The organism is Zongyangia acetica, from assembly GCF_038739695.1.
Classification (GTDB): Bacteria; Bacillota; Clostridia; order Oscillospirales; family Ruminococcaceae; genus Zongyangia; species Zongyangia gallinarum.
Genome location: NZ_JBBEWN010000005.1, coordinates 80,575 through 102,072 on the forward strand (window position 1 = coordinate 80,575; position 21,498 = coordinate 102,072).

Consider the following 21,498-nt stretch of genomic DNA (forward strand, 5'->3'; position numbering starts at 1 on the left):
GATCCCCACAATCAAAAGGCAGATCAGAGATACCACGGCAATAAACTTAAAGGAAAAGCAAAGCGCGATGATGATTCCCGCTCCAAAGGCTATGGTCAAGCACGTCAGTGCCCTGCGGTCCCTCCGACGTCTTGCGGACAATCGACCCACCACCCCTTAGAGTTTGTATAAAACCCGTTAAGCAACCGGTTCTGCTCCATTATACGCCGGCAGATTAGATTGTGTTCGAATCTCTTGCTAAAATGATGAGCAGAGCGCCATTTTTGACCGTAATCCGGGCCTTTGCCTCTAAAATTTCATTGCGGGCGCCCAGAGGGAAACCCTGGGTCAAAACCGCATCGGTCAAAGGGTATTTAACTCCCCGGAGGGTCACGCCCTCGCAGGTATCCGAATAAGAAAACAAGGAAAGTTTGAAGCCTTCTTTCCTTTCCACCTCCACCGTGGTGTTTTCCACAATGGTGGCAATGTTATCCGCATTCATCAGGTAGCCCTGACAGCCATGGCGGCATAGGTAACACAGCGCCTGTATGTTGGCATAGGTGTGATCCAGCGCGCCGCCCAGGCCGCCCAGTAATAAAAAGTAGTCACAGCCTTCCGCAATACCCTGCTTAATCGCAAGCATGGTATCAGTGTCGTCTTTTTCCCTCTCGTAGGTGAAAACCGGCGCAATATCGGGCACCTGATCCAAAGAGTCAAAATCCCCCAAAATAAGGTTAGGAGTAATCCCCAGCCTCTGGGCCAATTTGACTCCTCCATCGGCGCAGATAATATAATCCCCTTCCTCCACCAGCTGCCGCAGGCCGCGGGTATTCATCACAGGGGCGGCTGACAGAATGACACAGCGTTTCATCAGCATTTCCCTCCTTGGATCATTTCAGCTCCCACTCCTTGATATTTTTTGCATCCTCATAAAGTGCCCGGTAATTCTCATGACGGGAAATGGGGATCTTTCCTTCCTCAACAGCTTGGATGACTGCGCATCCTTTTTCACAGGTGTGGGAACAACCGGTAAATTTACACTGAGGAATATACTCCTCAAACTCTCGGAAGCAGTATTGGAGCTGATCTTTGAGGATAACCTCGCACCGTTCTAAATCCACCGAGGAAAATCCCGGTGTATCCGCAATGTAGCCGCCTTCAGGAAGTTCATAAAGCTCCACATGGCGGGTGGTATGCCGGCCACGGCCCAGTTTTTGGCTGATATGGGCGGTTTCCAACTGCAGCCGCTCATCAATGCGGTTGAGCAGGCTGGATTTCCCCACACCGGAGTTACCGCAAAAAGCACTAAGCTTCCCTTGCAGATACGCTCGGACCTGGTCCACTCCCTCCCCTGTCTCATTGGAAACCACAAACACATCAAAGCCGCAACCGCGGTAAATATCCGCAAAAGCCACAGCCTGATCCTTCTGTAAATCCGCTTTGGTTATCACCACCGCTGGATCAATCTCCTTGTGCTCAGCAATCGCAATCAGCTTATCCAGTACCAGGGTATTGGGTGCCGGTTCATCAATGGAGGTTACAAGTATCAACCTGTCGATATTGGCTAATGGCGGACGAACCAGGAAATTTCTCCGGGGCAGGATCCGAGTTACATACCCTTTCCCCTCCTCTGTGGGAGAAATTTCTACCTCATCCCCTACTAGGGGGGTCTGTTCAATTTTTCTAAACTTTCCTCTTGCCCTGCATTCAAACAAGGCTTGGGTGGTTTTTACATAGTAAAAACCACCCAATGCTTTGACAATCAGTCCTTGAATATTCTTCATGTTCATCTTTCTTGTTACTACTAACCGATGGAAGGTGTGGGATCGAATCCGGAAGAATTGTCCACAATGGTTTCGGCCGAGTTTTCGTCGAAGTTGACCGACCACTCCATATAGAGCTTCCCGTTGAGATAAATTTTCACATCTCCAACACCGGTGCCCACAAAGTATCCCTGCCACGACTGATCCTCACTGGGGATCACCGTCTCATCATAGACAATCTCGTCATTGAGGGTTGCCGTCAAATTGGTCTCGTATTGATAGCTCATGGGCAATGGCACAAAGACCCTTGCCTCATTCCCCTCCTGGGTTTGCGTCGATTCACTTTCACTAGAGCCGGAAATGGTCAATGTGACGGCGCTGCCCGACGCAATCTGTGTACCTGCCGCAGGATCCTGCTGGATGACAGTTCCCGCAGGCCGATCGCTGCTGGGATCGGTATTGACCTTGTTGACCTTTAAGCCGCTTTGCTGTAAAAGGGTACGGGCAGTTTCCAGCTGGATGCCCGTGACATTGGGCATGTCAATGAGCTTTTCCTCCGGGCCCAAGCTTACATACAGGATAACAGATGTTCCCGCATCCACTTCCGATCCTTCCACCGGATCGGTTCGGATGACATTCCCCTCTGCCACGCTGTCATTGTATTCCGTCTTCTGGCTGACCTCCAGCCCCATATCCGTCAGCTGTCCGGAAGCCAGTGTCGACTCTACGTTGGCCAATGTAGGAATGGTGATGACCGTCTTGCCGCTGGAGACCTTTACCTTGACCTCCGAACCCACCCGGACGGTTCTTCCCGCCTTTGGGTTCTGTTCGAAGATGATGCCCTTATCATAGGTATCATTAGGCTCCTCAATCTCCACTACAATATCAAAATCTTCATAGAGCTCATCATTGACAATCATATCATAGGTCAGCCCTACAAAATTCGGCAGTACCACTTCTTCTACGCTGGCAAAGGGATTGGCGATCCAGATCATACCCGCCACAAACAGGATGGCAATGACCACAAACGCCAAGGTGATGCCGCCCATAATGGGAATGGCCGGCGATTTCTTTTTCACCGCATCCTCCGTTTTCTGTTTGCGGGCGCTGGCAATAGCCTTTTGGTACTCCGGCTGCTGCTGCATATATTTATACTCAAACTGAATGGAGGGATTTTTCTTAAATTCATCAATGTCCCTGAGCATCTCCGCTGCGCTCTGATAACGACGGCTGCGGTCCTTCTGCATGGCCCGGACGGTAATCTCCTCCAATCCCTCAGGGATATTGGGATTAATCTGCCGCGGGCGCTTAGGCTGGGCCTGAATCTGCTGAATGGCCACCGTCACCGGGCGGTCTGCATCAAAAGGCAGTTCTCCTGTCAGCATCTCAAAGAGCATAACGCCTACGGAATAAATGTCCGTCTTTTCATCGGTGACCTCACCGCAAGCCTGCTCCGGGCTGATATAGTGAACGGAGCCAATGGCCCGGTCGGTGATGGTTTTGGTCTCGCTCCGGGCAAAACGGGCGATGCCGAAGTCCATCATCTTGATGGTGCCATCTTCTAACAGCATAATGTTCTGGGGTTTAATATCCCGGTGAACAATGCCTTTATCATGGGCATGCTGAAGGGCGCGGAGAATCTGCACTGTGAAGTGGACCGCTTCCTTCCATTTGAGCACATGCTGCTGCTCAATATATTCTTTCAGGGTGATGCCATCGATGTACTCCATAACGATCGCATAAACTTTGTCGGCAAAGATCACGTCATAGACCTTGACAATATTGGGATGGCTGAGCACAGCAATGGCCTTGGACTCATTCTTAAAACGGCGAAGCAATTCCTCGTTGGACAGATATTCGTCCCGCAGGATCTTTACCGCTACTGTCCGGTTGGCAGCCCTGTCATGGGCTTTATAGACATTGGCCATGCCGCCGACGCCGATGAGTTCCTGGATCTCATAGCGTCCATCCAGTTTTTTGCCGATGTACTTATCGTTTCTATCCATCAAAGCAAAATCCTCCTGCCCTTACTGTGTGATGACGACAACGGAGATATTGTCCTGTCCGCCATGTTGGTTTGCCTTTTCCACTAAACGCCGGGCGCTCAACTGGGCATCTTCGCTCATCAAGGTCGCGTGAATTTCCTCATCGGTGACGCAGTTGGTGAGCCCGTCGGTACAAATCAGTATTTTGTCATCATCTGCAAGGGTAATCTCATTGTAGTCGATCTCAATATCACTTTGCACTCCCACCGCTCGGGTGATGAAGTTTTTGTTGGGATGGCTTCTCGCCTCTTCTTGGGTGATTTCTCCCTGCTCCACCAAAAACTGAACAATGGAATGGTCCTTGGTGATCTGTTCCAATGTTTCCTTCCCTACTTTATAGGCCCGGGAATCCCCAGCATGGGCAATACACGCCGTATCCCCGCTGATAATCATCGCTACTACGGTGGTTCCCATTCCCTTGAGGTCCTCATCGTTTTGCGCCATGTCATAGATCATTGCGTTGGCAGCGCTGACCGCGGTAAACAGCACAGAACGGATGGAATTTAGCCCCATCTCCTCTTTGTAATGGCTGACAATATTTTTAGATATAATCTGTACCGCAGTCTCACTGGCAATCTTGCCGCCGCTGGCTCCACCCATGCCGTCACAGACCACAGCCCACAGGGTATGTTCCCCGATGGTCCCAGCCTGTAGGCAGTCCTGGTTATTATCCCGGATCAGCCCGGCATCGGTTTCGCTGATTATCCTATACAAAACTACGATTCCCCCTCTAATGCCTGCTGCCGCCGCAGCTGGCCACAGGCAGCATTGATATCGGAACCAAGTTCCCGTCGGACCGTGGTTGTCACACCATAGCCCTCCAAAATATTGGCAAATTTTCGAATACTTTCTTTTGAACCCTTCTTAAAGCCCCGCTCTTTGACCTCGTTGACGGGGATTAAGTTGACATGGCAGTTCTTCCCATGCATCCGCCGGCCCAATTCCCTAGCTGCATCCACACTGTCATTGACACCGCCCACTAGGGCATATTCATAGGAAATACGCCGTCCTGTTTTTTCAAAATAACGGTCGCAAGCTGTGAGGAGCTCATCCATATTCCATCTTTTATTGACCGGCATCATCTGATCCCGGATGGCGTTATTGGGCGCGTGAAGGGAAATAGAAAGGGTCATCTGCAGATTTTCCTCTGCCAGCCGGTCAATCATAGGTACAATCCCGCAGGTGGAAAGGGATACATGCCGCAGGCTCATATTCATTCCCTCCTTGCTGGAGAGGATCCGCAGAAAACGGAGGACATTGTCATAATTGTCCAGCGGCTCGCCGATCCCCATGAGCACCACGCTGTTCACCTTTTCCCCCGAATCCCTCTGGGCGGTATAGATTTCATCGAGCATCTCCGAAGGGGTCAGATTCCTGGCCAGTCCCGCCAGGGTAGACGCGCAGAATTTGCATCCCATCCGGCAGCCTGCCTGGGTAGAAATGCACAGGCTGTTGCCATGCTGATAATGCATAAGAACGCTTTCTACCATCTGTCCGTCCCGGAGCTCATAAAGATATTTTATCGTACCATCTAGGGAAGATACAAGCTTTTTTGTGATTTTTAAGAAATTTATGTAAAACTTCTTGTCAAGGGCTTCCCTTCCCGCCTTAGAAATATTGGTCATTTCATCAAAAGATTCGACCTGTTTTTGGTGTAACCAGGAAAATACTTCCTTTACCTGGAACTTTTTTAACCCCAATTCCATCAGCAGAGGTTCCATCTCCTCCAGAGACAGGGATTTGATATCCATTTGTCCATTTTCCACGATGAAATCACCTCAGCTTTGTAAATACAGCGATAAAGAATCCGTCAGAACCCATATCCTCCGGAAAGATGGTTACCTGGTGGGCCGATTCCCTTGGAGGGAAAAGCCGGTCAAAACATGCAGGCAGGGCACATGGGCCAAATTCCGGATGCTCCTGCAAAAAACGCTCTGTATTCTTTTCGTTTTCCTCCCGGCACAACGTACAGGTGGAGTAGAGCAGTCTGCCTCCCACCTTTACGTATTTTGCGGCGTTTTCCAAGATTTTATACTGGATAGACGGCAGCCCCAAGAGGGATTGCTCCTCCTTGTACTTGATCTCCGGTTTTCTCCGGATGATGCCTAGCCCTGAGCAGGGCACGTCGCACAGCACCCGGTCAGCTGCGGGAAGATCTTCACGGAACCAGGAGGCATCGCCTAATGCGGATTTTATGCAGTCAAGCCCCAGCCGCTGGGCCCCCTCCGCAATGAGACTAATCTTATGCTTGTGAATATCAAAGGCCAACAGTTCCCCTCTGTTTTCCATCAGCTGGGCCATGGTAAAGGCCTTTCCGCCGGGGGCGGAGCACAGGTCATAAACCCGCTCTCCCGGCGCAGGGGCCATGGCCCTGGCGCACAGCTGGGAGGACAGATCCTGGACATGGAAAAGCCCCTCCTGAAAAGCGGATAGGCTCCCCATCTCTCCCGTTCCCGCAAGGGCAAGGGCATTTTCAACGCCCGGCACCGGCTGTGCCTGCACCCCCTCCGCTTCCAAACGTGAAATAAGGGAAGGCATGTCCGTCTTGACTGTATTGACCCGGATATAGAGAGGCGGGCGGCCCAGGGAAGCTTCCAAAATCCCCCTGCACCGGGAGGGGCCGTAGCTTTTCAGCCACCGCTCTACCAGCCATCGGGGACAGGAATAGCGCAGGGACAGATGTCCCGGCAGGTCGCTCTCCTCGTCGGGGAGAGGCAGCTTCTTTTCAGCCCGCAGCACGCTCCGCAGCACCCCGTTGACAAAACCGGAGGCTTTGGACAGGCCCAAGGCCTTGATAAGATTGACACTTTCGTTGACGGCGGCGCTGTCAGGAACGCTGTCCATATAAAGCATTTGATACAGCCCCATCTGCAATGCTACCCGCACCTGTACCGTCAACTTCTCCAGCGGCGTTTTGGAGTGGGCACCGATCACCCCGTCCAATGTCAGCAACCGCTCCAAAGCGCCGTAAAAAAGGGCCGCCGCAAAGGCCCTGTCCCGACGGGGAAGCCCGCTTTGGGAAAGCAAACTGTCTAGGGAAAGGTTGGAATAGCCGCCTTTTTGTTCTACTTTGATGAGAGCCTTTGCCGCGGCCATCCTTGCTTTATCCATCCAGTCCCCGCCTTCCTGTCATTCTTTCAAATGCCTGTATATTGTCTTCTAATCTCTGTTTCTCCGGTTTGCCAAGAGCACCAGACGCAACAGCTGCGCCAAAGAGACCAGCAGTGCTGCCACATAGGTCATGGCCGCGGCGCTAAGCACCCGTTTGGCCCCCTGAAGCTCTCCTTCATCTAACATGCCGCTTTCTCCCAACACGGCAATGGCCCGGCGGCTTGCATTAAACTCCACCGGAAGGGTGACAAACTGAAAGACCGCCACCGCCGCAAAAAGAAGGATACCAGCAATAACCAGAGGCCGGGCGCTCATAATAAACCCAATAATAACGAGAGGAATTGAAAGAGAAGAGCAGATGTTGGTTATCGGGACCAGGCCATTGCGTATTTTGATGGGGAGGTAATTCACCCCATACTGAACCGCGTGGCCTGCTTCATGAGCCGCCACTCCCAGCGCCGCCACCGAAGGGGAATTGTACACACTCTGGGACAACCGGATCACATTGGTCCGGGGATCATAGTGATCGGTAAGCTTTCCTCCGGTCATTTCAATCCGCACCCCATACAGCCCATTCTGATCCAGAATGCGGCGGGCTGCCTGGGCCGCCGTAATCCCCTGCCGGGCATACACCTGCTCATACCGGTTGAAGGTGGATTTCACCTTCAACTGCGCCCACAGGGAAATGAACAGAGCCGGCACCACCAGAATCAAATAATAGTAATCATAGGGATAAAAGAACATGCCCTACCTCCTCACGCAGTACTGCTGTATGGCATTGTACGCCCCAGTTTTGGATAGTATGTGAATAAGGATGAAAAAAATGCGAAAATTATTCTCCCAGTTTCTCGCCTTTTTTGAGGTGATATCCCCGAAGGAAGTCCGCTGACGCCATTCTTTTCTTTCCTTCCAAGGCGATTTCCAGAAATTCCACGGCCCCGTCTCCACAGCCGACGATAAAGCGCTTTTCATCCAACACTTCTCCCGGCTGCCCGGTATACCCCGGGATTTCCTTGGCGGCATAGACCTTGAGCACCTTGCCCCGAAGCTTTGTGAAGGCCACAGGCCAAGGATTGAGTCCCCGGACCAGGTTGTGGATTTCTCTTCCTGTCTTTTGAAAGTCTAGAAGCGCCAGCTTTTTATCCAGCATGGGCGCATAGGAGGAGGCTTCATCCTTTTGAGGTTCTCTGGGTACATCACCCTTTTCAAAAAGGGTGATGGTCTCCATCAGACATTGGGCGCCCAGTTTTTCCATCCGCTCATAGAGTTCTCCGGAGGTTTCATCCTCCCCGATAGGGATGGATCTTTTGAGAATCATGTCCCCAGTGTCCAGCCCTTCCCCCATAAACATGGTGGTAATGCCGGTCTCCTGTTCTCCGTTGATAACGCTCCACTGGATGGGGCCTGCTCCCCGATACTTGGGCAGCAGGGAACCATGTACATTGACACAGCCAAGCTCCGGAATCTCCAGCACCGATTTGGGCAGGATCTTGCCATAGGCGACTACCACAATAAGCTGCGGGGCAAGCTGGCGCAGCTGGGCTACAACCTCCTCATCCTTGAAGGTCTTAGGCTGAAATACAGGCAGCTGATGCTCCATGGCCAGCTCCTTCACCGGCGAAAAGGACATCTGGTAGCCTCTTCCTTTCGGCTTATCCGGCTGGGTATAGACTCCCAGGATCTCATGTCCCCCGTCGATTAGGGCCTGCAAACAGGGCACCGCAAAATCCGGCGTCCCCATAAAAACAATCTTCATCTTTGCTCCTCCCCCGTTTTTCAAGGAGGCTAATCCTCCTGCATCATCCGGACGGCAATGTCCTTAAACAGACGGCCGTTGAGATGGTCAATTTCATGGCACATAGCGCGGGCGGTTAATTCACTGCCCTTGAGGACGATTTTTTCTCCATATCTATTTTGAGCCGCCACCTTTACATGCATGGGGCGCACCACGATGCCCGCTTCCCCAGGGCAGGACAGGCAGCCTTCCGGGCCCTCTTGTTTCCCCTTTTCCTCGATGATCTGGGGATTGATCAGCTCAATGAGGCCGTCTCCAGTGTCAATGACCACTGCCTGGCGGAGCACGCCAATCTGGGGAGCGGCAAGGCCGGCTCCGTCAGAGGCGTACATAGTTTCCGCCATATCGTCCAGCATGGTCCAGAGCCTCTGGTTAAAATCGGTGACAGGACGGCATTTCTTCCGGAGGACGTCGTCCCCTTCCAGTACAATTTGTCTGATTGCCATGGTTTTTATCTCCTTTTTCTTTTTTATCTATTGATTGGAGTCAAAATATAGATCGGCAAAGACGGACACATCGGAAACTTCCTTTTCCTTGCCCATTTCTATGAGAAGCTCGCTGATCATCCTTCGAAACTTCTCATCATTTCTGCATTTGATGATCACACGGTAACGGTATTTGTTGCTCACCTTTAGGACACCAAAACCGGTGGGGCCCAACAGTTTGATGGGCAGATTCTCATAGCCGTGGCCGACCTTGTATTTTAGCCTTTCCACAAAATCCCCGGCCGCCCGAATCACCTGGCTTTCCCGCTCTCCCGAAAATCCCACCGAACAGATGGAGCAAAAGGGCGGGTAGAGCATCACCTTCCGGCTGAGGATCTCCTCGTCAAAAAAGCGGTCGTAATCCTGGGCCGCCGCCATCTCAATCACCGGATTTTCCGGCGTATAGGTCTGGATGTAAGCGGTGCCCGGCAGCTCGTTTCTCCCGCATCGGCCCACCACCTGGGTCATTAAGCCAAAGGCCCGTTCATAGGCTCGAAAATCGGTGGAATAAAGGGCCTGGTCAATGGAGAGGACCGCTACCATGGTCACCTTAGGGAAATTGAGCCCTTTGGCCACCATTTGGGTGCCAATCATAATATCATACTGCCCCTCCCGGAAGGCGTCAAAATTTTTCTGGTAGGAAAACTTTGACATGGTGGTATCCATATCCATCCGCAGAACGCGGGCTTCCGGAAGAAGCTCCCCCAGCTGTTCCTCTGCCTGCTGGGTGCCAGCTCCCCGAAAGCTCAGGTGATCATATCCACACTGGGGGCAGGTGCTGGGGAGTTCTTCACTATAGCCACAGTAGTGGCACATCAGCCGGGAGTTGGCCCGGTGATAGGTCAGGGAAATGCTGCAATGGGGGCATTTCCACACGCGGCCACAGCTGGGGCACCGTACGCTGGTATGATAGCCCCGGCGGTTGAGCAGCAAAATCGCCTGCTCGCCCCGCTGGAGAGTCTTTTTCAGGGCGTCGAGGACAGTGGAGCTGTAAACAGAAGTATTGCCCTCCATCGCCTCCCCCCGCATGTCCACAATATAGGTATTGGGAAGCTTTGCCGACGCGTATCGCTTGCGGAGGGTCACCAGATGGTATCTCCCCATCTTGGCAAAGTAATAGCTCTCCACCGAAGGGGTGGCGGAACACAATAATAACATGGCCTCATGGAAAGCACACCGGACCTTGGCTACATCCCGGGCGTGAAACCGCGGGGAGGATTCGGATTTATAGGTGTGCTCCTGCTCCTCATCCATGACGATCAGACCGATATTTTCCAGGGGGGCAAACACCGCGCTACGGGTGCCTACCACCACCTGAACCTCTCCCCGGCGGATGCGTTTCCATTCATCCAGCCGCTGCCCCATAGAAAGGGCACTGTGAAGGACGGCCACATTATTGCCAAAGCATCGGTGGAAATGTTCCACCGTCTGGGGGGTCAGGGAGATTTCCGGCACCATGACGATGACTGTCTTTCCGTCGGCAATGACCTGCCGGGTCAGCTTGAGGAAAACAGAGGTTTTTCCGCTTCCCGTTACCCCATACAGCAGGGTGGTGCTGTATTTCCCTTCTCTATAAAATCCAGAAAGCTGGTCATAGGCTTTTTGCTGGTGTTCTGAAAGCTGTATTTCCTCATCGGAGGGAGGTGTTATCACTTCATAGGGGCTGCGGTAGACCTCCCAGTCCAGGTATTCCACCACACCCTGATCCCGCAGGCGATCGGTGACCGCCCGGGTCACCGCGCAGAAATAGCCGATTTCCTTGATGGAAGCGGTTTCCACCTCCAAGAGGAAATCCACCACCGCACGTTGTTTCGTGGTCAGCTTTTTCTCGCTCAGTTCCTCCGGTCCCATCGAGAGGCGGACCATCACCACCGTCTCGTCCAGAACCTTCCGTCGCACATCTTCTATCTGGGCGATCAGTCCCGTGGATTTTAACCTGGCAATGATGGGGCCGACATTCCTATAGCCCAGATCCCCCTTGATCTTCTGCTCACCGACGCCCTGCTTATGATTTTTGATATAGGTGTAAATCTGGGTTTCCTCCGCAGATAGGCCGGCTGCTTCCTCTGCTAAGGGATCCCGCACCGCCGTGTAGCGAGGCCGTATCTCATAGCCTAGCCCACCGGGGATGACACAGCGCAGAGCGTCAAACCAGGTACAAAAGGTGCTCTCTTTGAGCATCCGCATAAGCTTTTGCATTTCCTCGGTGAGTACCGGTTCTCTATCGATTACCGCGCTCACCGGTTTGAGAAATTTCTCCCGTTCCCGCTTTTCCCAGCCCAGGACGACCCCCTGGCGTTTTCGGTTGCCCTTGCCAAAGGGCACCAGCACCCGGCAGCCTACCAGGTTCTGGGATGTCTGATCCTCCGGCGGGAGATAATCGTATAATTTATCAAAATGAAAAGCAGCTTTGTCCACTGCAACTTTCACAACGTCCACCACAGCGATGACAAGCCACCTCCGTTTATGCTATTGAATTGGAACAAAATCCCCGCTGCACTATAAAGAGAGAAGCCGGTCCAAAATTACGTCGGCTAAGGCCTCCTTGCTCATCATAGGCAGCTGTTCTGCCCCCTGCTCTGTCAACAGGGTGGCAACGTTGGTATCCACCCCAAATCCAGCGCCCTGCTCTGTCAGGGAATTGGCCACAATCATATCCGCGTGCTTGGCCCTCAGCTTCTTGCCGGAATTCTCGATCAGATCCCGGGTTTCCATCGAAAAGCCGCAGACCACCTGGCCCGGCCTTTTATGACTTCCTACATACTGTAGGATATCCGGGTTTTTCACAAGGCGGACGGTCATAACGTCCTCTCCGGTCTTCTTGATTTTGTCCTGCGCCTGGGTCTCGGGACGAAAATCCCCCACAGCGGCAGTTTTGATGATGATGTCGCTTTCCATATGGGATTTAACTGCCTCAAACATATCCAGGGCACTTTTGACATCTATCCGCTCCACTCCCGCAGGTGTGGGCAGGGATACAGGCCCCGCCACCAAGGTAACCTTGGCGCCCCGCTGGGCGGCCCGGCGGGCCACGGCGAACCCCATCTTTCCGCTGGAATGGTTGGTGATATAACGGACTGGATCCAATGCCTCCTGGGTGGGGCCGGCAGTGACAAGTACCCGCTTACCCGCAAGATCCTGCTTTGCGCAGAGAAGCTCGCAGATCCTCTCGAAGATTTCCTCCGGCTCGGCCAGCCGGCCCCGGCCCGTATCTGCACAGGCAAGACGGCCGACGCCCGGCTCCACCATCTCCACCCCAAGGTCGCGCAGGGTCTCTATATTCCGCTGGGTCACCGGGTTTTCATACATTCCCGTGTTCATAGCCGGGCAAACCAACTTTTTGCAGGAGGCCGCCAGCCATGTGGTGGAGAGCATATCGTCAGCAATTCCACAGGCAAACTTTGCGATGATATTGGCAGTAGCGGGCGCTACCACAAACAGTTCCGCCCGTTTGGCCAGAGCCACATGCTCTACATTCCACTGAAAATTCCGGTCAAAGGTATCGGTAACACACTTTTGTCCAGAAAGGGTTTCAAAGGTCAGGGGGGCCACAAATTCCATCGCGTTGCGGGTCATGATCACATGGACCTGCGCCCCCGCTTTCGCCAAGGCACTGCAAAGATAGGCGGCCTTATACGCGGCAATCCCGCCGGTCACCCCCAAAACAATGGTCCTACCCTCCAGCTGTTTCATGGCCGTCCTCCTCTGAATTATTCAATATCCTTGCCGATATCCGGCGGCTCTACCATCTTGTACTTGTTGTTGGTAAATTCCTCTACCGCCAACTGTACCGGTTTTTCCACCAGGATCTCATGATTTTCCTCCGCCTCCTCGGCAATCTGCCGGGCACGTTTGGCCACAGCCACTACCAGAGAGTAATAGCTTTGCCCCGGTTTTAAAATATGGGCTGTCAACGATGGTTTAAGCATCCTCCAACACCTCTTCCACAAATTCTTTCATATGGCTCATGCTGCACTTTTGAGCGCAGACGATGGCTTCCAGTTTTTCCAATGCATTGTCGATGGTGTCGTTGATGACCACATAGTCATACTCGTGCGCCATGGCAATCTCCGCATGGGAGCGCTCCAGACGGCGGCGGATCGTCTCGTCATCCTCGGTCTTGCGGTCCACCAAACGGTGGGTCAGCTCTGCCATGTTCGGAGGCATGATGAAAATAAAGATAGCGTCAGGACAGCTTTTCTTGATTTGCATAGCGCCCTGGACCTCTATCTCCAGGATGACATCATGTCCATCCTCCAGCATCTCTTTCACCGGTCCACCCGGGGTCCCGTAGCGGTTGCCGCTGTAGGTAGCGTATTCTAACATTTCATTTTGTTCTACCTTTTTCTCAAATTCCTTTTCTGTCAGAAAATAATAATGAACTCCATTGACCTCTCCCATTCTGGGCTGACGGGTAGTTGCCGAAACGGACAGTCGGGTATTGGGGTTCTTTTCTAAATAACTGCGCAATACCGTTCCCTTGCCCACGCCGGAAGGCCCGGAGAGTACAATCAACAAGCCTCTTTTATTCATCTTCATCCATCTCCTCATCGTCGTCATCGTCAATCAAGCGGTTGGCCACCGTCTCCGGCTGCACCGCAGAAAGAATTACATGGTCACTGTCGGTAATAATAACAGCCCGGGTTCTTCTTCCGTAAGTGGCGTCGATTAAAGAGCCGCGATCCCGAGCGTCCTGAATAATCCGCTTGATGGGAGCGGATTCGGGACTGACGATGGCCACCAAACGATTGGCGGACACCATATTGCCAAAACCAATATTGATTAATTTCATTTTATCCTCACTTTCTTTTAACAGAACACGCCGTCTTCCCAGATCACAGGTAAATCCTACTCGATATTTTGGATCTGCTCCCTGATCTTTTCAATTTCCGCTTTGACATCCACTACAATCCGGGCAATATCGGTATCCTGTGCCTTGGACCCAATGGTGTTAACTTCCCGGTTGACTTCTTGAACCAAAAAGTCCAGCTTCCGCCCCATGGGGCCTCCGGCATTCAGAATCTCCCGGAACTGGTCCAAATGGCTGTGCAGACGCACCGTCTCCTCATTGACGGCCACCTTATCGGCAAAGATAGCGGCTTCTGTAATGATCCGCTGTTCGTCAAAGCGGTTGTCCCCCAACACCTCTGTCATCTTCTGGTACAAACGATTGTAATATTCCTTCACCGTTTCCGGGGACCGCTCCTCCACCCGGCAGACCTGGGTTTCAATATAATCCAGCCGTCCTAAAATATCTTCCTTCAGCCGCTGCCCCTCTGTTTCCCGCATAGCGAGAAAGGCGGCGACGGCCTCATCCGCTACCTGCCGCACGCAGTCCCAGATAACGTTTTCGTCCTCCACACTTTTGCGTACGGTAAAGATATCGGAAAAGCGGGAGATGGAAGAGAGGCTCAAATCGTCTTTCAGGTCAAATTTATCGGTGAGCTCCCGAAGTGCCTCCACATAGGAACGGGTCAGATCATGATTGATCTCTACCTCGGCATTGGTCCCCTCCAAAGTCAGGATGGTGACCCCCACATCCACCTTGCCGCGCGATATTTTCTGTTGCAGATAACTTTTGATCTTTTCCTCCAGGTAGCCGTATACCCTGGGCACCCGGGCAGAAAACTCGAAGAAGCGATGGTTGACGGATTTGATCTCAAAAAGGATATCCCGTCCGTCAATAATCTGCTCGCTGCGGCCGTAGCCAGTCATGCTTTTTATCATTGTCCTTTGCCGCCTTACTTTATAAATTTGAGACAAATTTTTATTCAGAATAAACTATACCAATCTATATTTTACTATTTTTAAGCCTATTTTGTCAACGAAATGGGCTTTTTTCCATCTACTCTTTCTCCCGATGCCAAACCATCGTCCATTCTCTTTCTCCTGTCTGGGGATCGGCGGAGCATCGTTGCTTCTGAAAACCATTGGCCTCATAAAAGGCGATCGCAGCCCCATTTTTCTCGTAGACATGCAAAGACAGCTGCGGAAAACGTTCTTTGCAGTAGCGGATAAGCTTGGTGCCGATTCCCTTGGATCGATGCTGTGCCGCCACAAAAATCCCGGCAATATAGCCCTCCTCTGCAACTCCAACAAACCCTTGAATCTCCCCGGCCTCTTCCCAGAGCAGCACGGTAGCTTGTTCCAGCGCGTCTCCTACCTCTTCCCGATGCTCCCTCCAATAGTCCGGCGGGATAAAAGGATGGGCCTGTAGATTCCCCGCAAGCCAGATATCCAACACCTGGCTGCGGTAAGATTTGTCATAGGCTATCATGGACATGGCTTTTTCCTCCCATTCATTTCCCCTGTGGATAACAAAAGCGCTCCGGCAAAACCGGAGCGCGTCTTTGCAAAATCTTACACGGGATGTACATTGTTTGCTCTGTCGGCATGAGCAGCATCCACACCATACTTTTTGTCGCGGCGTTTCTCGAAGAACTTGGTTGCAACCTGTCCGAACTGAGCATAGCTGAGGATATCCTCTTCCTGTTCGTAAAGTTCCTGAGGAAACTCTGCCTTGATCTTGTCCAGTTCCGGCTCCAACAGATCGGCGGGACGGCAGTCGATGGGCTCCGCATCGCCGATGATCTTCTTGCGGAAGGCAGGATCGATGGCAACCGGAGTTTTTCCGTATTCGCCACGAACCAAGGCTTTAAACTCTTTGGTGACCATCTTGTAGCGTTCACCCATGATGACGTTAAAGACAGCCTGGGTTCCTACAATCTGAGAGGTCGGAGTAACCAGAGGCGGATATCCAGAATCTTCACGAACTCTTGGTACCTCCTGGAGCACCGCATCCAGCTGATCCTCTTTGCCCGCCTGTTTCAGCTGAGAAATCAGGTTGGAGAGCATGCCGCCTGGCACCTGATACAGCAGGGTGTTGGCGTCGACGCCCAGCACCTTCGGATTGAGCAGTCCATTTGCCAGATATTTCTCCCGGAGCTTGACGCAATGCTCACGGACCACATTGAGTTTTTTCAGATCCAGGCCGGTGTCATATTCCGTACCCTGGAGAGCTGCCACCATAGTTTCGGTGGGAGCGTGGGAAGTTCCCAGCGCCATGGGAGACATAGCGGTATCGATAATATCGACACCTGCCTCAATCCCTTTGAGCAGGGCCATGGAAGCCAGGCCGGAGGTGTAGTGGGTATGCAGCTGTACGGGGATCTTCACCGTCTCCTTGAGGGCTTTCACCAGATCATAGGCCATCTTGGGGGTAATCAGGGCCGCCATATCCTTGATGCAGATAGAGTCAGCGCCCATATTCTCCAATTCCTTGGCATAGTTTACATAGTATTCAATATCAAACACAGGGCCCAGCGTATAGGAAAGAGCCGCCTGCAGGTGGGCGCCTTCCTTCTTGGTTGCCCGTACGGAAGCTTCCAGATTTCTCTTATCGTTGAGAGCATCGAAAACACGGAGAATGTCAATGCCGTTGGCAACGGATTTCTGTACAAAGTACTCCACCACATCGTCAGCATAGTGACGGTAGCCCAGCATATTCTGTCCACGATAGAGCATCTGTATCTTGGTATTCTTCATGTAGCTTCTGATCACCCGAAGCCGCTCCCAAGGATCCTCGTCCAGGAAGCGCAGGCAAGCATCAAAGGTAGCGCCGCCCCAGGCTTCTACCGAATAAAAGCCCACATCGTCAATGGCTTTGAGCATCGGCTTCATATCTTCAAGGGGCATACGGGTGGCAATCAGGGATTGATGAGCATCACGAAGAATGGTCTCGGTAATTTTTACTTTTGCCATAATGTCAACCTTCCATTCTGCCGCTGCGTGCCGGCTGGTTTCAGATTGCCCCGCTCCCGTTCCACGCAGACGACCACAGGAGCCTGTCCTCTCCGGAGTACGCCCCGGAGACAGGGGCAAAAGGGGAAAACGGCCCAGTTCCGTTCCCCTGGTGGAATCTTAGTCCAGTGTAGCGATGGGATCGTTGGAGTTGACCGTATCGCCTTTCTTGACGCTCAGGCTTGCAACGGTGGCGTCACAGGGAGCCATAATCTCATTTTCCATCTTCATTGCCTCCAGAATGACAATAACATCACCTTTGGCAATCTTCTGACCCACAGAAACTCTTACATCCAGGATGGTACCAGGCATAGGTGCATTGATCTTGATGCTGCCTTCGGTACCAGGAGCCGCAGCGGGAGCCGGGGCTGCTTCAGGTGCCGGTGCAGGGGCAGGTGCTGCCGCAGGGGCGGGAGCGGGAGCCGGAGCCGCCGCAGGAGCAGGTGCTGCAGCGGGAGCTGGAGCCGGGGCAGCAGCAGGCATAGGAGCGCCCGCCGCAATCTCTTCAACAGCAACATCATAAGCCTGTCCATTTACAGTTATATTAAATCTTTTCACAATAAGTCCTCCCTTTTCTGTACGCAATCCAGCCGCAATTACATGGGCATATTGCTGTGTTTTCTCGGCAAATGGGTCACTCTCTTACCAGCCAGCATATCCAGGGTGGAAAGAAGTACGTCCCTGGTTGCCGCAGGATCAATGACATCTTCTATATAACCGTCTGCCGCCGCGGTAAAGGCGGAAGCGGTTGTCTCCATATATTCTTTTTCTACCGCCGCTCTGTCATGGTCGGCAGTAATTTCATCACCATGAGCAAACGCCACAGCGGTCTTAGGCTCCAAAGCGCTGATAACAGCGGAAGGCCATGCCAGGGTGACATCGGCGCCCGCATTGGTTCCAGCCAGCGCTATGTAAGCGCTTCCGTAAGCTGCACCGGTGATGACACTCACCTTTACACAGGTGGCCTGGGCATAAACATGGGCCAGCTTTGCACTCTCCCGAATCGCACCGGCAAGCTCTGTCTCGCCATTGGCCTCAAAGCCCTCGGTATTAACAAAAGTAACTACCGGTATCTGATAAGCGTCACAGATGCTGACTAGACGAGCCATCTTGGCACAGTCAGCAGCGGAAAGCTTGCCGCCCTTGGTAGCGACAACACCGCAGGTAAAACCGCCCAAGGTTGCCAGAGCCGCAATAGAACCAGCGCCGAAATCCTTCTGGATCTCTACAACGCTGCCTGCATCAAAGACCCCTTCCACAATGGCCATGGTATCTGCTTCGGCCATATTCTCACATGCAGCGCTCAAAGCAGCGGCAGCATCATTGGCGGAAAAATCACAAACGGGAGAAGCAGACAGATTGTTCAGCGGCAGGAGAGAGATCAGATTTCTCGCTGCACCGATGGCCTCCTCCTCTGTGGGGAGTACAAGGTGAGCTGCACCGGATTTTGCAGCATTAGCCGCGCTGCCGGCTCCCTCGGTGCCATCAATGCCGGCGGCACTCAGGAAAAACTCCGCCTTTTCACTCATGACAACGAAATCTGCATTGCAGGCAATCATGGCCGCAGTTCCCGCACAGGTGCCCAAGATCAAGGAGATCTGGGGGACAACGCCGGAAATGTTGCTGGAGCTCTGGAGCATATCTCCATATGCGGCCAGTGCATCATTGCCTTCAGAAAGGCGTGCACCGTTGGAGTCGAAAATGCCGACTACCGGAGCTCCGGTTTTCTCAGCCAAATCATATACTTTTTTCACTTTAGCGGCATGGATTTTACCCACTGCACCGCCAGTTGCCTGGATGTCCTGCGCAAAGGCAAACACCGGGTTGCCGTCGATGGCGCCATAACCGGTGACAACACCTGCGCCTTCTTCTCCCACTTTGGCAAAGGTATCCAGCTCCACAAAGCTGTCCCCGTCAAAAAGAAGGGCCAGTCTTTCACGGGCCGGAGTCGGCTTCACCGCCGCGGCGCGAGCATCCGCAAGAACTTTGGATCTGCTTTCGGTACTCATCTGTGTTCCTCCGTTTCTCTTACCATGAATCTAAGATGAATTTAAAAATCAATGGTCGAAATCAAAGTTACGTTTTTCGCTGCGCGCTGCCCTATTTCGGCAGTTTCTGCGCAATTTCCTCGAAAAACCGTAATCAATAATATTATATACTCTTGTTAGATAAATAACAAGGGATTTCTATCGGGTTTGTCCACATTTTTTGCGCTCTGAAAAGAATTTTTCAATGTCGATATCCTCATGGGAAAAGTCCCGGAAGAACTCCAGCGGCTGAAGGGACTCCATGGGAAAATTATCGCTAAACCGGGCCGTTTTGATTCCATGAGATGAACAGTGATTCCACGCAGCGCGGATGAGCCCGTCCCCCAGCATAGCGCCCAGACCAGGCTGGGTAAAAAGTCCTAACATGACAGCTCGTCCATCGCGGATGGCAAAAGCTGTGCCTCCCAGAATCTCCTCTTTATCAGCAGCACCGTAGCAGATGGCATCCGATGCCTGTATCCCCATTTTTTCCAGCAGCTGCGCTTTTATGCCATTGTCTTGTATCAGCTTCAGCTCGATCATCTTTCCTGCCTCCTGACATGGACCGTCTTGGCGCCAGAAGCCGCATTGCGCAGCATGATGATTTCGTTGAGCTGTAGGTAACGCCATTTTCCAGGCTGCAACATGCCCAGCTTGAGCGGCCCCACCGAAATTCTCTTGAGCCTGGCCACCTCCAGCCCCACTGCCTCGCACATTTTGCGGATCTGCCGGTTGCGTCCTTCTTTGATGGTGATGACCATCACCACCCGGCCCGGTTCCTTGGTCACCACTCTCACCTGGGCCGGCAGGGTCATCCGTCCGTCGATCTCCACCCCTTCGGCCAATTTGGCCGCCTGCTCATCGCTGAGATCAGGCCGCACGGTAACCCGATAGCTTTTAGAGACGTTGTGGCGGGGATGCATCATCATATTGGCAAATTCTCCGTCATTGGTCATTAATAACAAGCCTTCCGAATTCATATCCAGCCGCCCGACAGGATACACCCGGGTCCCAACATCCTTGACCAGCTCTGCTACGCACTTGCGTCCCTGTTCGTCCTCCATGGTTGTGACATAGCCCCGCGGCTTATGGAGCATGATATAGATGCTTTGGCGGTTCCGGTCAAATTCCACCTTTTCCCCGTCCACCGCAACAACATCCTTGCGGACGTCGACCTTATCACCGATTTTGGCTCTTCTCCCATTGACCGTCACCCGTCCGTCGGCAATGAATTCTTCTGACTTTCTCCGGCTGGCAATCCCTGCCTCGGACAAAAATTTTTGCAGTCTTGTATCTCTCGCCATTGTTTTCCCCTTCCTTTATGCTTCGCACATAAAAGTGCTCTTCCGTCATTTTCATCTGCCCGTCAGCCAATTCCAAAGCGTTTGGAAAAATCCCGGCTTCTTCTCCGGCTGTACCGCGGCCACCGCATTTTTCGCCGCTATGGGTACACGACACACCTGGGCTCCGTCTAAGGTATAGATCATACTCCCCACCATATCTCCCGCCTCCACCGGAGCGTAGAGAAAGGGAGAAAGCTCCACCCGCCGTTCTACTCGGGAAAGTTCGCTTTCGGTAAGCCCGGCCTTCGGTGTCTCTGTCAACGCGATGGATACGGCATCCCTTTCTCCGCCCACCACAGGCAATGCGGTGCAGCTCAAAGATCCGTCTAGTTGCCGCGACTGTACACGCTCAAAAAACTGGTTGTATAGGTTTTTATGGACATTCCAGTCATCGGATGCCCCCAGCGTCACACAGATAAGGCCTACTCCATCCCGCTGGACTGCCGACACCAGGCATCGTCCGGCCTCCTTGGTAAAGCCCGTCTTGACCCCGATGGTCCCTTCGTATTCGTCTAAAAGCCTGTTGTGGTTTTTCATCCACCGGGTATAGGGGGGATTGCCAAATTCCACCTGGGCCCGATAGGTCCCGCAGATTTCGGCAAAATCGGGATTTTCTAGGGCATTCTTGGCCAGGATGGCCATGTCATAAGCCGAGGAGTAATGCCCCTCGCCGTCCAGGCCAGAGGGGGTGGCAAAATGGGTGTGGGAAAGCCCCATCTCCTGTGCCCGGTCATTCATCATCTGGACAAAGGCCTCCTCGCTGCCGGCAATCCGCACAGCGGCTGCCCCAGCCGCATCGTTGCCAGAGGCAAGGAGCATACCGTAGGCTAGGGCGCGCAAGGTCACCTGACCCCCTTCCTGGAGCCCCATAGAGGACCCCTCCACCTGGATTGCTTTGGAATCCACCGTGAAATACTCGTCCAGCCCTGGCTGCTCCAGGGTGATGAGAGCCGTCATAATTTTGGTTGTGCTGGCCATGGGGAGCTCCCTTTCTCCATGCTGGTCAAAGAGGATCCGCCCCGTTTTCATTTCAATGACCACCACGCCTTTAGCGTCAGGGGTATAACCCGCCGCCGTAACTGGGAGAGAAACCATCCAAAGAATTGCCGCCAAAAAGACGGCGCATAGTTTTCTTAACATAGCAAAACCA

Annotated in this window: 22 protein-coding genes; all 22 read right to left on the reverse strand. The window is 52.8% G+C overall.

The features are described 5' to 3' along the window. Positions 1-214: 214 nt before the first annotated feature. Positions 215-850, reverse strand: a complete 636-nt coding sequence (locus tag WGC32_RS06050) for a thiamine diphosphokinase (RefSeq protein WP_191483124.1) — start codon at positions 848-850, stop codon at positions 215-217. A 19-nt stretch (positions 851-869) separates the two neighbouring features. Next, on the reverse strand, positions 870-1,763 hold the full coding sequence (rsgA, locus tag WGC32_RS06055; RefSeq protein WP_342681043.1) for a ribosome small subunit-dependent GTPase A: 894 nt from the start codon (positions 1,761-1,763) through the stop codon (positions 870-872). A 20-nt stretch (positions 1,764-1,783) separates the two neighbouring features. Continuing rightward, a complete protein-coding gene (gene pknB, locus WGC32_RS06060) occupies positions 1,784-3,748 on the reverse strand; it encodes a Stk1 family PASTA domain-containing Ser/Thr kinase (RefSeq protein WP_191510043.1) in 1,965 nt (654 codons plus the stop codon). A gap of 21 nt (positions 3,749-3,769) precedes the next feature. Continuing rightward, the gene (locus WGC32_RS06065) at positions 3,770-4,501 is read right to left on the reverse strand and encodes a Stp1/IreP family PP2C-type Ser/Thr phosphatase (RefSeq protein ID WP_342681044.1); all 732 of its coding nucleotides are present in this window, start codon (positions 4,499-4,501) and stop codon (positions 3,770-3,772) included. 2 nt (positions 4,502-4,503) lie between these two features. Next, the gene (gene rlmN / locus WGC32_RS06070; RefSeq protein ID WP_342681113.1) at positions 4,504-5,538 is read right to left on the reverse strand and encodes a dual-specificity RNA methyltransferase RlmN; all 1,035 of its coding nucleotides are present in this window, start codon (positions 5,536-5,538) and stop codon (positions 4,504-4,506) included. A 22-nt stretch (positions 5,539-5,560) separates the two neighbouring features. Beyond that, positions 5,561-6,898, reverse strand: coding sequence for a 16S rRNA (cytosine(967)-C(5))-methyltransferase RsmB (gene rsmB, locus WGC32_RS06075; protein ID WP_342681045.1), 1,338 nt, complete (start codon positions 6,896-6,898; stop codon positions 5,561-5,563). 48 nt (positions 6,899-6,946) lie between these two features. Next, positions 6,947-7,642, reverse strand: coding sequence for a zinc metallopeptidase (locus tag WGC32_RS06080; RefSeq protein WP_342681046.1), 696 nt, complete (start codon positions 7,640-7,642; stop codon positions 6,947-6,949). Positions 7,643-7,730: 88 nt separating this feature from the next. Beyond that, the gene (gene fmt / locus WGC32_RS06085; RefSeq protein ID WP_342681047.1) at positions 7,731-8,654 is read right to left on the reverse strand and encodes a methionyl-tRNA formyltransferase; all 924 of its coding nucleotides are present in this window, start codon (positions 8,652-8,654) and stop codon (positions 7,731-7,733) included. Between the two features lie 29 nt (positions 8,655-8,683). Beyond that, a complete protein-coding gene (gene def, locus WGC32_RS06090) occupies positions 8,684-9,139 on the reverse strand; it encodes a peptide deformylase (protein WP_191483117.1) in 456 nt (151 codons plus the stop codon). 27 nt (positions 9,140-9,166) lie between these two features. After that, complete coding sequence (priA, locus tag WGC32_RS06095) at positions 9,167-11,608, reverse strand: replication restart helicase PriA (protein WP_342681048.1); 2,442 nt, start codon at positions 11,606-11,608, stop codon at positions 9,167-9,169. A gap of 69 nt (positions 11,609-11,677) precedes the next feature. After that, positions 11,678-12,871, reverse strand: coding sequence for a bifunctional phosphopantothenoylcysteine decarboxylase/phosphopantothenate--cysteine ligase CoaBC (gene coaBC, locus WGC32_RS06100; RefSeq protein ID WP_191483116.1), 1,194 nt, complete (start codon positions 12,869-12,871; stop codon positions 11,678-11,680). Positions 12,872-12,888: 17 nt separating this feature from the next. Continuing rightward, positions 12,889-13,107, reverse strand: a complete 219-nt coding sequence (locus WGC32_RS06105) for a DNA-directed RNA polymerase subunit omega (RefSeq protein WP_191483115.1) — start codon at positions 13,105-13,107, stop codon at positions 12,889-12,891. Next, positions 13,100-13,711 carry a guanylate kinase gene (gene gmk, locus WGC32_RS06110; RefSeq protein ID WP_342681049.1) on the reverse strand — a complete coding sequence of 204 codons (612 nt, stop codon included), beginning with the start codon at positions 13,709-13,711 and terminating at the stop codon, positions 13,100-13,102. Before gmk ends, WGC32_RS06105 begins: the two co-directional genes overlap by 8 nt. Beyond that, complete coding sequence (gene remA / locus WGC32_RS06115) at positions 13,704-13,970, reverse strand: extracellular matrix/biofilm regulator RemA (protein WP_191483113.1); 267 nt, start codon at positions 13,968-13,970, stop codon at positions 13,704-13,706. The genes gmk and remA overlap by 8 nt, the downstream gene beginning before the upstream one ends. Before the next feature lie 56 nt (positions 13,971-14,026). Further along, a complete protein-coding gene (locus WGC32_RS06120; protein ID WP_191483112.1) occupies positions 14,027-14,905 on the reverse strand; it encodes a YicC/YloC family endoribonuclease in 879 nt (292 codons plus the stop codon). A gap of 118 nt (positions 14,906-15,023) precedes the next feature. Then, a complete protein-coding gene (locus WGC32_RS06125; protein WP_342681050.1) occupies positions 15,024-15,461 on the reverse strand; it encodes an N-acetyltransferase in 438 nt (145 codons plus the stop codon). A gap of 77 nt (positions 15,462-15,538) precedes the next feature. Further along, positions 15,539-16,939, reverse strand: a complete 1,401-nt coding sequence (locus tag WGC32_RS06130) for an oxaloacetate decarboxylase subunit alpha (protein ID WP_342681051.1) — start codon at positions 16,937-16,939, stop codon at positions 15,539-15,541. A gap of 159 nt (positions 16,940-17,098) precedes the next feature. Then, entirely contained in the window at positions 17,099-17,536 is a 438-nt protein-coding gene (locus tag WGC32_RS06135; protein WP_191483110.1) for a biotin/lipoyl-containing protein, read from the reverse strand. Between the two features lie 38 nt (positions 17,537-17,574). Next, on the reverse strand, positions 17,575-18,987 hold the full coding sequence (locus WGC32_RS06140; protein ID WP_342681052.1) for a carboxyl transferase domain-containing protein: 1,413 nt from the start codon (positions 18,985-18,987) through the stop codon (positions 17,575-17,577). A gap of 177 nt (positions 18,988-19,164) precedes the next feature. Next, positions 19,165-19,548 carry a hypothetical protein gene (locus WGC32_RS06145; RefSeq protein ID WP_342681053.1) on the reverse strand — a complete coding sequence of 128 codons (384 nt, stop codon included), beginning with the start codon at positions 19,546-19,548 and terminating at the stop codon, positions 19,165-19,167. After that, a complete protein-coding gene (locus tag WGC32_RS06150; RefSeq protein WP_191483107.1) occupies positions 19,545-20,309 on the reverse strand; it encodes a pseudouridine synthase in 765 nt (254 codons plus the stop codon). The genes WGC32_RS06145 and WGC32_RS06150 overlap by 4 nt, the downstream gene beginning before the upstream one ends. Before the next feature lie 51 nt (positions 20,310-20,360). Then, entirely contained in the window at positions 20,361-21,488 is a 1,128-nt protein-coding gene (locus WGC32_RS06155; protein WP_342681054.1) for a D-alanyl-D-alanine carboxypeptidase family protein, read from the reverse strand. Positions 21,489-21,498 lie beyond the last annotated feature (10 nt).